This window comes from Lentisphaera marina, assembly GCF_028745505.1.
Classification (GTDB): Bacteria; Verrucomicrobiota; Lentisphaeria; order Lentisphaerales; family Lentisphaeraceae; genus Lentisphaera; species Lentisphaera marina.
The window spans coordinates 398286-411318 of sequence record NZ_JAQZZL010000001.1; the positions used below are offsets into that span (position 1 = coordinate 398286).

The 13033-nt window shown below is 42.2% G+C and carries 13 protein-coding genes; 10 read left to right on the forward strand and 3 right to left on the reverse strand.

The genetic code is table 11. The features are described from left to right. Positions 1-4 precede the first annotated feature (4 nt). The 4 genes from grxD (at position 5) to htpG (ending at position 3985) form a co-directional block, all read left to right on the forward strand. Positions 5-322 (forward strand): Grx4 family monothiol glutaredoxin, encoded by a 318-nt coding sequence (gene grxD / locus PQO01_RS01735; protein WP_274312319.1) that lies wholly within the window; start codon positions 5-7, stop codon positions 320-322. Then, positions 322-717: a phosphoribosyl-AMP cyclohydrolase gene (gene hisI, locus PQO01_RS01740; protein ID WP_274312320.1), complete on the forward strand. Its 396-nt coding sequence runs from the start codon at positions 322-324 to the stop codon at positions 715-717. Before grxD ends, hisI begins: the two co-directional genes overlap by 1 nt. 135 nt (positions 718-852) lie before the next feature. After that, entirely contained in the window at positions 853-1947 is a 1095-nt protein-coding gene (locus PQO01_RS01745; RefSeq protein WP_274312321.1) for a mechanosensitive ion channel family protein, read from the forward strand. 145 nt (positions 1948-2092) lie between these two features. Further along, on the forward strand, positions 2093-3985 hold the full coding sequence (htpG, locus tag PQO01_RS01750; protein ID WP_274312322.1) for a molecular chaperone HtpG: 1893 nt from the start codon (positions 2093-2095) through the stop codon (positions 3983-3985). Positions 3986-4060: 75 nt separating this feature from the next. Here the strand turns inward: htpG and PQO01_RS01755 are convergent, their stop codons facing one another. From PQO01_RS01755 to PQO01_RS01765, 3 genes are read right to left on the reverse strand one after another with little or no spacing between them, the layout of a single operon-like run. Beyond that, on the reverse strand, positions 4061-4480 hold the full coding sequence (locus PQO01_RS01755) for a hypothetical protein (protein WP_274312323.1): 420 nt from the start codon (positions 4478-4480) through the stop codon (positions 4061-4063). A 35-nt stretch (positions 4481-4515) separates the two neighbouring features. Beyond that, positions 4516-5535, reverse strand: coding sequence for a hypothetical protein (locus tag PQO01_RS01760; RefSeq protein ID WP_274312324.1), 1020 nt, complete (start codon positions 5533-5535; stop codon positions 4516-4518). A gap of 48 nt (positions 5536-5583) precedes the next feature. Continuing rightward, on the reverse strand, positions 5584-5844 hold the full coding sequence (locus tag PQO01_RS01765) for a hypothetical protein (protein WP_274312325.1): 261 nt from the start codon (positions 5842-5844) through the stop codon (positions 5584-5586). Positions 5845-6016: 172 nt separating this feature from the next. Between PQO01_RS01765 and cmoB the strand changes: the two genes are divergently transcribed. The 6 genes from cmoB to tsaB are packed head-to-tail and all read left to right on the forward strand — an operon-like array spanning position 6017 to position 13002. Continuing rightward, positions 6017-6973, forward strand: a complete 957-nt coding sequence (gene cmoB / locus PQO01_RS01770) for a tRNA 5-methoxyuridine(34)/uridine 5-oxyacetic acid(34) synthase CmoB (RefSeq protein ID WP_274312326.1) — start codon at positions 6017-6019, stop codon at positions 6971-6973. Continuing rightward, complete coding sequence (locus tag PQO01_RS01775; RefSeq protein ID WP_274312327.1) at positions 6974-9550, forward strand: O-antigen ligase family protein; 2577 nt, start codon at positions 6974-6976, stop codon at positions 9548-9550. A 3-nt stretch (positions 9551-9553) separates the two neighbouring features. After that, positions 9554-11017 carry a methylenetetrahydrofolate reductase gene (locus tag PQO01_RS01780; RefSeq protein ID WP_274312328.1) on the forward strand — a complete coding sequence of 488 codons (1464 nt, stop codon included), beginning with the start codon at positions 9554-9556 and terminating at the stop codon, positions 11015-11017. Further along, on the forward strand, positions 11010-11909 hold the full coding sequence (locus PQO01_RS01785) for a thiamine-phosphate kinase (protein ID WP_274312329.1): 900 nt from the start codon (positions 11010-11012) through the stop codon (positions 11907-11909). The genes PQO01_RS01780 and PQO01_RS01785 overlap by 8 nt, the downstream gene beginning before the upstream one ends. Further along, complete coding sequence (gene tsaE, locus PQO01_RS01790; RefSeq protein WP_274312330.1) at positions 11906-12328, forward strand: tRNA (adenosine(37)-N6)-threonylcarbamoyltransferase complex ATPase subunit type 1 TsaE; 423 nt, start codon at positions 11906-11908, stop codon at positions 12326-12328. The genes PQO01_RS01785 and tsaE overlap by 4 nt, the downstream gene beginning before the upstream one ends. Continuing rightward, positions 12325-13002 carry a tRNA (adenosine(37)-N6)-threonylcarbamoyltransferase complex dimerization subunit type 1 TsaB gene (gene tsaB / locus PQO01_RS01795; protein ID WP_274312331.1) on the forward strand — a complete coding sequence of 226 codons (678 nt, stop codon included), beginning with the start codon at positions 12325-12327 and terminating at the stop codon, positions 13000-13002. Before tsaE ends, tsaB begins: the two co-directional genes overlap by 4 nt. Positions 13003-13033: the final 31 nt, after the last annotated feature.

The window sequence follows — 13033 nt, forward strand, 5'->3', positions numbered from 1 at the left end:
TATTATGTCTGACATTAACGATAAAATCAAAGCTGAGCTCGATGCTCACCCAATTAAAGTTTTCATGAAGGGTGTTCCTGCAATGCCACAATGCGGTTTCTCACAAACTGTTGTTCAAATCCTCAGCTTCTACGACGTTGAGTATTCCGCAATGAATATCCTTGAAAACCCTGACTTCCGTCAAGGTTTAAAAGATTACTTCGAATGGCCTACTTTCCCACAACTCGTTGTCAATGGCGATCTCGTTGGTGGTTGCGATATCATCATGGAACTCCACGAAAGCGGCGAACTTCAGGAAGTTCTTGACTCAGCTAAAAAATAATGGCTAAAGTCCCCGACACTATGCCCGACTTCAGTAAATCTGAAGACGGGCTTATCCCCGCTGTCGCGCAAGATGCGGCCACGGGTGAAATTCTGATGCTTGCCTACGTCAACCAAGCAGCTTGGGATGAAACCCTAAAATCGGGTCGCGCTTGCTATTGGTCTCGCTCACGCTCCAAGCTTTGGAAGAAAGGTGAAGAGTCTGGCAATTGGCAGGAGATTAGAGAAATCTTAGTCGATTGTGATGGTGATTCAATCATCTACAAGATTGAACAAATTGGCGGCATTGCCTGCCATACAGGGCGAAAATCCTGCTTCTTTCACAAATATGAAGACGGTGATTTCAGCATTAATTCTGAGCCCATAGTCGATCCGGATCAACTCTACAAAAAGTAGATACTTTTTCTCAAGGTCATAAAACTTATGTTTTATGACCTTTTTTTTATTTCCAGATCCAAAAAATTTAAAAAGTTTAAAGTGGCAAATGACTGAAAGGAAGTATCTTACTCCCAATTAACTAGGAGAGAGAATATGAACTTTTATCAAATCATTGCACAAGCTGAAGTTGCCGGAGACTTTTGGCAAAGAACTTACTATGGGAACACCGTCTCACTATGGCTAACTAGCTTTGGTTTTGTCCTCGGCAGTGTCATTCTTGGCAAAAGTATTTACTGGCTCTTTTCTAAGTTGGTTAAAGCTCTAACGAGCAAAACTAAAAATACTTTGGACGACCTCATTGTCGACCTCATCGAAGAGCCCATTGTCGCGGCTTTCATTGCTTCCGGCATCTACTTTTCACTCAGCATCTTACAACTCCCAAAAATGCTTGAAGGAGTCATCGCCAAATCCTACACTATGGTGGTCACCCTATTAGCCGCTTGGTTAATCACCCGCTTTTTCGAAGCTTTTTATCAAAACATTGTTCAACCCTGGGCAGAAAAAACCGAGAATGATCTAGATGATCAGCTCCTCCCAATTATCCGCAAAGGTGTGCGCTCAATCATTTGGATCGTGGCCTTCATCATTGGCTTAAACAACGCTGGCTACGATGTCGGCGCTATGATTGCTGGTTTAGGTATCGGTGGTTTAGCTCTTGCGATGGCCGCAAAAGATACCGTTGCTAATGTCTTTGGCGGCTTCACCATCTTCACCGACAAGCCCTTCAAAATGGGTGATCGAATCCAGGTTGGTGGAATCGACGGTACGGTGGTAGAAATCGGCATCCGTAGTACACGTATCAAAACTCTTGCCGGCCGTGTTGTAACCATGCCCAATAGCAGCTTCTCCGACTCACCAGTTGAGAACGTGACCATTGAGCCCAGCCGCAAAATCGTCCTCAACCTCGGGCTCACTTACGATACAAAGCCCGAACAAATTGAAGAAGCCATCGAAATTCTCAAGGACATTGTCGCTAAGAATGAGTCTACAGAAGAAGACGTCATCACTTCCTTTAATGGCTTCGGTGATTTTGCCTTAAACATCATGTTCATCTATTACATCACGAAAGATGAAGACATTGCGCAAACGCAAACTGATATGAATTTAGAGATCCTGAAACGCTTCAATGAAAAGAAACTCGACTTCGCTTTCCCCACTCAAACTCTCTACAATATCCAAGCTTCATAAGGTGCTTGTCTCTCATGCGTCAATTTGGGGTGACAAATTGGCGCAAATTTTGTCACAGCAAGGACTTAAAAGCTCCTTGAGAGCACTTGCCTAAGACCTATATTCATCCTGTTTTTAAAAAATAACAAACAGGAGAAAATCCCAAATGGAAAAACAATTCCAAACAGAAGTTAGTGAGCTCCTAAAGCTCGTTATCAATTCGCTCTACTCAAACCGCGATATCTTCCTTCGCGAACTCGTTTCTAACTCTTCAGATGCCATCGACAAAGTGCGTTTCAACTCACTTTCAGATAAGTCACTGCAAGTCAATAGCGACGAACTCAAAATCAAAATCATTGCTGATAAAGACAAAAAAACTTTCACTGTTATCGATAATGGCGTTGGTATGACTGAAGCTGAAGTTGAAGAAAACATTGGTACAATCGCTCACTCAGGCACTAAATCATTCGTTGAAAAACTTCAAAATAGCAAAGAAGAAAACGCTCCTGAACTCATCGGTCAGTTCGGTGTAGGTTTCTACTCGGCTTTCATGGTTGCCGATAAAGTTGACGTTTACACTCGTAGCGCCAATGTCGATTCTAGCGAAGGTGTTCACTGGCATTCAGAAGGTACTGGTTCTTATACCATCGAAAAAACTGAGCTCGCTGAGCACGGTACAAAAATCGTCCTTCATCTCAAAGAAGATGCTGAAGAATTCCTCGAAGAATGGAAAATCCGTAAGATCGTAAAAACTTACTCCGATTTCCTTTCTTACCCCATAACTATGGACGTAGAAAAAACTCTCCCTAAAGCTGACGAAGATTCTGAGCCCGAAACTAAAATTGAGGAAGAAACTCTTAACTCAATGAAGGCTATTTGGACAAAAGCGAAAGCTGACGTCACTGACGAAGAGTACAGCGAATTCTACCGTCACGTTTCTCACGATCACCAAGAGCCTGCAGAAATCATTCACTACCGTGCCGAAGGTAACCTCGAATTTGATTCCCTTCTATTCATTCCTGAGCGCGCTCCCATGGACATGTTCATGCAGCAAGAAAACAAAGGTGTTTGCCTCTACGTAAAACGCGTTTTCATCATGGACAACTGCAAAGAGCTCGTCCCTGATTACCTTCGTTTCGTCAAAGGTGTGGTCGATTCGGCTGACTTACCCCTCAATGTTTCTCGCGAAATCCTCCAAGAAGACCGCGTCATTCGCACAATTCGCAAAAACATCATTAAAAAAGTTATCTCTACCCTTAAGAAAACTAAGACCAAAGACTTCGATAAGTATAGCAAGTTCTGGGCTGAGTTTGGTAAAGTGCTCAAAGAAGGTATTAGCAACGACTGGGAAAACAAAGACAAGCTCACTGAGCTTCTCGTTTTCGAATCTTCCTCTACTGAAGCAGGTAAATTCACTAGCCTCGACGACTATGTAAAACGCATGCCAGAAGACCAAAAAGAGATCTACTACATCACGGGTTTAAGTCGTGCTGCTGTTGAAAACTCTCCTCAGCTCGAAGCTTTCAAAAAGAAAGGTTACGAAGTTCTTTTCTTCATTGATCCAATCGACGAATGGGTGACACAATCACTCACAGAATTCGATGGCAAGGCCCTCAAATCTGTTGCTAAAGGTGACCTTGAACTCGACGAAAAAGAAAAAGAAGAACTCGAAAAAGAAAACGAAAACTTCAAAACTCCCCTCGAGTCAATCCAAAAAGTTCTCGATGAAGATATCAAAGAAGTTCGTTTCTCTAGCCGCCTAACTGATTCACCTTGCTGCTTAGTAGCAGATGAAAATGGCATGGGCGTCAACATGGAGAACATCTTCAAAGCTATGAACCAAGACATTCCTCATCAAAAGCGTACACTTGAGCTCAACAAAGATCACGTCATTGTTCAGCACATGCTCAAAGAAGCTGAAAAAGATGCGGGCTCAGAAAACCTCAAAGATTGTGCAACTCTGCTCTACGATCAAGCCCTCCTCAACGAAGGCTCTGCGATCAAAGACCCTGCACGTTTCACTGCTTTGATCACTAAGTTCATGTCAAAAGCTATCTAAGTTCCTCCGAACTGAACCAAAAAAGCCACCGCTTAAACACGGTGGCTTTTTTGTTTCTATTCTATGTATCAAAACTCAATCCAAATGCCAAATAGACCTAATCAAAATATATTCATTACCTATATCTAATTCTCTGTAATCTAACGTTGTCAATTCCATACCCCAGAAGGTCGGATAAACTTCCAAGCTAAAAATTGAATCGAATTCTTGAATTTCCTCAGGGATCTCATACTCCTTATATGGGTAGAGTTTGTGCCCTGCTTCATAATACGATAAAACTACATTACCTTGTGAAGCCTCATAAAAACCAACTTTTTTAAATTCCGCATTTTCATCCATTTGATGTAAAATATCTCCTCCACTAAGTCGCGTTCGATCTCCATACATTAAAAGAATATTTGAATCATAATCTCCTTCAACTTTAAACGAGAGGTAGAAACAAAGACACATAGTCAGAGCCATTATTACTATAAGTATTTTCCATCTTTTTTTCATAACAAAACCTCAAATTAAATTTTTATATTACTGACTCAAAAATAACATCTTTTAGTTTCGGTCTTATTAGTGTAATCAAATTCAACATAACGGTTTTTAATGTCAACCTTTAACTGTTTCCCCGTCCACATGTCTTTTGGTATTTCAGATAAGACCGCCCCAGCAATCATCGCGTTAAAATTTTTTGGAAGTCTCTTATACTTCAATTCATATTTGCGGATCGCTACAATAAGCAATAAAGCTTGGCGGTGATTTTCTCCCCCTGCCACCCCTCTCAAAGTCGAATAGTATATCGGACCCATAGCTATTCTACGTAAAAGTTGATTCGAAATCCCTTTTCGCTTGCCCAAGTATTGCTTGAAGTTTTTATGATCTTCAAGTGGCTGATTTTTCACATCAGCTAAAAATGCAGTGGAAGCTTGAAGAAAATCACGAAAAATAAACGAATACAAGTTTTTTACAGCCATAAATTCAACTGCATCATTCTTAAAATCTTTGAGTTCTTCTTTACTTACATCTTCTTTCTCAAAGTCTTCATCAGAAACTTTCTCCAATTCTTTATCAAAAATCTCTATAATCTCTGCGATGTCTTCTACTAATTCGAGATCTAACGGGGTGACTTCGAACATTTTCAATGAAAAAAACATTTCATATCTCACTGTATCGTCCCACAGTTTTGCTGGTGGCTGTAATACTCCTAAAACTTTTTCCAATTCTTCAACCTGCTTAAAGGATTGATTTTTGTGCCTCAAAACCCAAGAAATCCTCTCGTAAATAATCCCTTTACAGGCCATAACAGTTAATTGATCAATCAAAGCCCCTTTTCGTCTCTCAAGCTTTTGCGTTACATACACAGCTTGCTCTAAGAGCTTAATAGCCTTCCCATATTCCTTTTTCCGATACGAAATCAGTACTTTTACATTATAATACTGTATTGCCGAACGAAAAAGAGCTAGATCAAAACTTAGAAATGTGGGTTCGAGAGGGATTAAAACGTGAGGACGATCATTAATACACAACTGAAATTGATCAAAGAATATTTTTTGTTTATCCAAAGTATGAGTTAAATCTCTCAAGTCTTTCGAACTAACTTTTTTAAAATCCTAAATATTCTGTATAGTCTGCCTCTCCTGGTTACTGAATCGAGGCACATCTTTCTCTTTCAAAAATTCCTGGAGATCTAAAAAACTATTATTCGGGATTTCAGGAACTTCGTAGCGTAATTCTTCCGGGATTAAGGCTTTTAATGCCTCAAGTTCCGAGGCACTAAGAAACTTTCCTTCTTTATTAGCTTCCAAAGTTTCCTGTTCAGATGAAAAGACAAATAAACTCAAACAAAAACATATGTATGTAAATAAACGCATAAAACCCTCCCAAGTATTAGCTTATCTTAGCTCTTCATTCACTTCGTGTCAATTGACATCCATTAAACCTAGCCCGATAAAGAAATCAAGTAAATCTATATTTCTAGTGAAAAAAGTTTACTTTGTGGGTGCAGGGCTTAGAGTAGCAAAAATAAATTATTTAAGTTGAAGCATGACTGATTATCTCGAGCATTACAAAGACGAAATTGACGGCGATGCGGTTCGCGAACTTCGCAAAGAGCCAACGCGTATCATGAACTCCAAAGGCAATAAGCCTTACCTTGAACTCATTGAGCAATTGACCAATTATCAATTTACTGATAATGACTTCAGTCAAAAAGCCGTACGCTTTGGTCAAAAAGGTTCGATTAACGATCAAGAGCGCGCCCAACTCAAGGAGCAACTCAAGGGCTTAATTCCCTGGAGAAAAGGCCCCTTTGATATAGCCGGAATTGAAATGGATACGGAATGGCGCAGTGATTATAAATGGGATATGCTCGAAGGCTACTTACCCGACATGAAAGGCCAGCGCATTTGCGACATTGGCGCCAACTCTGGTTATTACATGTACCGCATGCTCGCCGATGATCCTGAATTCATTTTAGGTATGGATCCAACGATCAAATACTACCTTCAGTTCCAAGCTCTCCAAAAACTCACTGCGCCCAACTGTTTACACTACGAAGCTTTTGGTATGGAGCACTTAGTGCATTACCCCAAATTTTTTGACACTATTTTTTGCATGGGCATCCTCTATCACCATCCAGATCCCGTGGGAATCCTGCGTATTATCAACCAATCCATGAAACCTGGTGGCAACCTCATTATCGAGAGTCAGGCAATTCCTGGCGATGATCATGTGGCACTTTTTCCCGATGATACCTATGCTTTAGTGAAAGGAACTTACTTTGTCCCAACGGCCAACTGCCTAATCAATTGGCTCAAAAAAGCCAAGTTTGTCGATATTGAGTTCTTCAAATCTCACCCCATGAGTTCCAATGATCAACGCAAAACGGAATGGATGCCCTTCCGTTCTTACGAAGACTTTGTCAATGAAGAAACGGGTTTAACTGTCGAGGGTTACCCCGCTCCCATACGCATTTATTTGCGCGCCAAGAAAAAGGCTTAAATGACAAAAAATCCATCAGTTTTTTTGACTTTAGAGAGTCGCTCTTTCTCGTGGATTTTTGCGCTTTTATTGCTCATTGGCTTTCCTCTTGCACTCATCGCCCCCCAAGGTTTGGGCATGGAATCGCAATGGCTCATTAAATTTTTAGGTGATGAAAAACTTGCCTTCAATGCCTTTCGATTTAAAATTCCGGCGATTGCAATTGCCTCTTATTTAAGTTTGGCTCTGCTCATCATTCGCACAAGCTTTGCTTCACTACCTAGCATAGAGAAAAAGACTTGGATCTTTGCGGCTATCTTTTTGCTTTTTACCCTAATATCCGGCTATACCCATCACTCGGGTCCCTTCGAGACTCTGAGCCTATGCGCTTTTGTTTTTGTTCCTTTAGCTGTGGCTCAGTTGGGAAAACCAAAAGCTCTTTTGGCTTACTTCTGTGGAATTTATTATTTCCTCAACCTCGCTTATTATTTTTTACTCGATTCTCCCACGGGAATTGCCGCAAATAAAAACTGGCTTATCGCAGGCTTACTCGCCACCAGCCCTTGGGCAGTCATTTGCCTGCGTAAAGTACTTTTCAAATGCCTCGTTTTTCTTCCAAAATCATCGCGCAATGCTAGCTCAAGCCTACTTTCCTTCCTCTTGGTTTGGAGCTGTACGCTAGTCAGTTTAAAACAATTAAATTCACGCGCCGCTTGGCTGGCTCTGGCGATCATTTGCTTTTATCAAATTTTCCGAGGCGCCAGTCAAAAAATAAAAGTTGCCCTGCTTTTATGCTTACTGATTTCAATTATTGGCGGAGCTTATTACGCCAAGCAAAATTATGCTTCGCTCACCCACAATGAGTTGCGCCCCTTACTCTGGCAAGGAACTGCTAAAATGATTGAGGTTGCTCCCTTGCTGGGAAATGCAGGTCCAGGACAATTCAGCAATACCTTTCCCAATTATCGACTTCCCGAGCAATTAATGCTCCCGATTGCGGCACCAAACTCAAGTCACCCTCATAATGAGTTGTTGCGAATTGCGAGCGAAGTTGGCCTACCTGCCTGCTTAGCCCTACTCTGCTTTTACCTCCTCATTCTCAAATCCCCTGGCAGAAAAGCCTATCCAGCGCTACATGCCGTCATCGTAATTGGTACTTGCTCATTCTTTGATAAGCTTTTGATCGAAAATGCGACTACTTTACTTTTCCTCTTTAATATGGGACTACTGATCACACCAAAAACAATGAACCATAGTCTTAAGCAGTCCGCCTCTTTCCGTAGAGTATTTGCTTTGATCATCATTGCATTTGGCTCCTTTATCGCTTTCAACAAATCATTGGCATCTTGGCATTACCGCCAGGGTTTCAACGATCAAAATGCCGCTCTACTCAGTTTTGACCTCGCTAAGAAAAATAGTTATTGGCAAAGCTCTTTTGCGAACTACGCAAAAGCTGCCAACAAAGCACCCTATAATACGCGCTATAATTATCATGCCGCCAATGCCGCCCTGATGGGTTTACAAGATGCTAGCAAGGCCGCCCCCTACTTGAGTGTATTACTTGAACGCGCGCCCAATTATATCAACACCAATCGCCTACTTTGTTATTTCCAAGAATTGCGCTTTATGCAAAAATCTTCGCCAAATGAAAAGTCGCAAGCAATTCAATTAGCCATACAAGCGAATGCCAAGGAATTACAAATAAATGGTGCCCGTTTGAGCAACATTAATGACGGTCTACTTTTCGCCCTGCGTCATCAATTCATTCCCTTAGCACTCAAAACTCAACAAGCTTACAAAGAGCAATCCCTACGCTTAGGACAATACCTTTTCCAAGAAGAATTAAATCAGAAGCTCCAAAGCTGGCACCAAGCCATCTTGAACAACGAAATGCAGGAAGCCCTCACAATTGCTAACTCACTTCATGCGATCAAAGGTCTACGCTACATTGACCCCCTCTATCTCCGTGTCGCAAGTAAAGAGTTCAAAGATGCCAAGCTTTTGGACCCTAAGCAATTCACTCCTGCAGACTTCTATTTCTGGAAGGAAATCATTACTTTGCGTCAGGAAATTAGCCGTCATGAAAACTTTGTGGATTTTTGCCATAAGCAGCTCAAAAGTATTCAAGTCGATGCTAAATCTCCCTTTAGTTCAACAGATAAAATCTTAAGCACTCAACGCGCCAATCAAATAGCTTTTTCAAGTTTCTTTGCCCAGAGTGCCAGCATCCTTGGGCGACCTCATCTCATTCTTGAGGGTGCCAACCATGAAGCTTACATACTTATTCAAAATGGTCGTCATTCCCTCTTAATTGACATACAAAAACAAACCCTAGAAAACTTGCCCCATGAGCAAATTATTTCTTTGATTCGCAAACAAAACTTAAAAACTAGCTTCTTCTCATCTCCTCAGAGCTTTTTCTCTGCGAATACCTACCTCTTTTCCCTTTACAATTCTCAATTTAAGGAGCAAAGTATATCCCTTAATACTCCTTCACTAAACTGGATGGTAAGTAAACAAGCCTTGGGTAAAAATTCTGCGCTTCAAATTCGCACCGAAAGCTTTTTTCACTTAGCTCAACAACTCAAAGATTTTTAGTTCATGACTCAAGATGACGAACAGTTAAATATAAATTTTAACGAAAGCAATCCCTTTCAAGATGCCCTCGCTGGCGGGAAATTTTCAATGATTATTGAACTTGATCCCCCACTCGAAGGCGAAGCTGATAGCGATAATATGTTTACCTTGGAGAAAATTGCCGAAGAATGCTCACGTCATGAAGAAATTGTGGGTATCTCGATTAGTGACCGCATGAATGGCCCCACTCATATGGCCTCTTGGAAATTAGCTGAGCGTCTAAGTCGCATTTCATCCAAGCCCGCCATATCTCACATTAGTGGTCAAGGGCATAATCAATCTAGTTTTGAAGAAGAAATTGCCAGCGCAAGTTCAGCGGGCATCAATAATCTTTTATTACTTAGTGGTAATCTAAAAGAAGGCGAAGAGAAATACCTCGAGAGTACTGAGCAGCTGAGAACTTGTTCTCACAAGCATGAGAAAATCAATACTGGCGCCGCCGTTAATCCCTTTAAGTATTCAGTGAACAGCAGTTTTGCCCAGTACCTAAAAATGATCCAAAAGATCAATAATGGTGCTCAATTCATCACGACTCAAGCAGGTTTGGACATGAGAAAGTACGATGAACTCCTACGTTTTTGTACTCACCGCGAAATCACTGTTCCACTCATTGCACGACTCTCATTAATTTCCCACGACTGCCTGCCAATGATTACTGATCTGCAAATGGAACCAGGCGTACCGCTTTCACGTGAAGTGTCTTCTCTCATTCTACGAGAGCTGAATGAGGCGCAAGATCATTCCTCTTTCATGAACATTCAATTGCGTCGCCTCTGCTTACAAATCAATGCCTGTGCACTGATGGGCTATAGCGGCGTCCAAATCAAGGGCATCAAAAATGCTGTTGAACTCCATCAAGTGATGATTCGCATGCGAGCATGTATGGAAGAAATCATTAGTCTTGAACAATTTTATCAAGAATGGGATGCACTCAACCAATCTGTTTCCTTTTCACCTGGAAGTAGCATCCTACAATCTTTGCCCAACCAAGATGTGAAAAGCTCAAATCACGCACAAACGGGAACTTACTACATCTACAAAAAATCGGAATTGCGCCCCGTCGATGAATCACTCAGTAGCGATAATACCGATGATTTAATCTACGCCGATTTTAATCACCCAAGTGACTTTGAACTCTTCCGCACCAAGTTAGCCAAGAAACTCAATCTAGATGAAAAAGACGGCTCTATTGCTCGCCTCCTGAAGAAAACTATTGCTGGCATCTCTGATGAAAGTCCCGCTGACTTGGCAAAAACTCAATTCACCGACTTAAGTACTTGTCCAAAAAAGCTTATTCACGGCTGCTGTGGTGGCACCACGAGTGACGATCTTTGCGAAGATGGCAAGAATAGCTGTATTCATTTAGAACGGATTGGCATGGCTGCGAGCCTCAATCAACTCGACTTATTGGAGCAAGCAAGTGACTGAGGATGATTTTTTAAAAGATCTCTTCTCCAAGCTTCCAAGTGGCGACGCATCTCTTACAGTTCCCAATGGCGATGATGCCGCTGCATTTGCGCCCACGCAAACTATGCAGACCCTTATTGCTTGTGATCAATTGATCGAGGGACGTCATTACCTTGCAGAAACTCCCGCCGCAGTTTGCGGTGCCAAATTACTTAAAAGAAACCTTAGTGACATTGCTGCCATGGGTGGCACTCCACGCTATGCTGTTCTCGCATGCAATGTCGACCCCACTTGCCCTGAGCAATGGCTCAAGGACTTTCACCAAGGCCTTCTCAACTGCGCAGAAAAATATAAAGTTCAACTCATCGGTGGTGATTTAGCGTCGAGCCCTGGCTCCAATTCTTTTAGCCTGACAATCACTGGCGAGTCTGCAAAGCCAATTCAACGACGTGGCGCTGAAGACGGCGATCTGCTTTTTGCTACCGGTGAATTTGGTCTCTCTTTCCCCAGTGAACATCACCTACATTTTTCGCCTCGCGTAGAGGAAGGGAAGTTTTTGGCTCAATTTGCCAAGGCAATGATCGATGTGACTGATGGCTTACTCTTGGATTCGCAGCGCCTGCTTAAAGCTTCTTCCGAAACATTAGACCTTAATTTAAGCACCAAAAATTTGCCGGCTCGCTCTTTCAATAATCAAGTAGCCTCACTAAAGGAAATCCTCTGTGACGGGGAAGATTATGAGCTCATTTTTGCGGTCTCCGCAAAGCAGGAAGTGGAACTCATTAAAGCGTGGCCCTTTGCCACTCAACTCAGCAAAATTGGTGAGTTTAAGAAAGGCACTGGAAAAATCTACGATGACGAGCACATTCTCATAGATTTTATTAACAAAGGCTTCGATCATTTTCAATCATGATTTCTCATTCTGAACAAGAAACTTCTAAAATTGCTGCGGACTTCGCAAAAGCAGTTTCCGCCCCTAGCGTAATCACTCTATGCGGTGACTTAGGTGCCGGCAAGAGTTGCTTTGCCCGTGCCTTTCTACAGTCACTCGGTGTTAAAGAAACCATTACTAGTCCCACCTTTAGCTTAGTGAACCTTTACCAAAGTACTGATGGCATTCAACTAGCTCATATGGACCTCTACCGCTTAGAAGATGATGAGGAAGCCTACCAAGCTGGAATTGAAGAAATCTTGCACGATCCCAACACAATTTCTCTCGTCGAATGGCCCGAACGTCTTTCATGGATGCTTCCCAAAGATCATATCCAAATCAACATTTCTCATCAAGGCGATAATCAACGCCAAATCGAACTACCGGAAATCCCCACATGATTGCCTTACTCGACACCTCTACTGACACCGCTGTTTTTGCTCTGATGAAAGATGGAGAAACACTTTTCCACGCCGAAAAAACAGGTCGCTTCGGCGCCTCGGTTATTTTACCCAAAATGATTGAATCCGCCCATGAACAAGGACTCAATATTGCCTATGTCACATCATGGCTCGTCGGCAAAGGTCCCGGAAGTTTCACCGGTACTCGCGTCGGTATTGCTTTTGCACACGGAATCTCCACTGGCTTTGGCACCCTCATGAAAGGCTGCAATAGCGCCTACTCTTTCCTAAAATATGCCATTGACGAGAATCCCAATGCGCAATCTATTGCTATCCTCCACGATGGCCGTCGCGACGAAGTTATTGTCAATACTTTCAAACTAATTGAAGGTCAATGGACTGAACATGATATCTTCATTTGTAAAATTGCGGAAATTGCAGAAAAAACTTCCTCTTACGATGTCCTTGTCAGCCCCATGCCTGAAGAGAAGTTAGCCGAAGTCAAGGCTTCAGCACCACTCATTTATGAAGTGAAACCCCACATCCAAGGTTTATGCCTTGACCCTGCGCCTCACCCCAAAGATCCAAGCGAAGAAGCATCAAATCTACAGCCGATCTACGTTCGCCCTGCCGTCTTTGTGGAACCCCTAAAAACGCGTAATCCGCAAATATAAAAAAAGCCTAATGCTAAGCATCAGGCTTTTA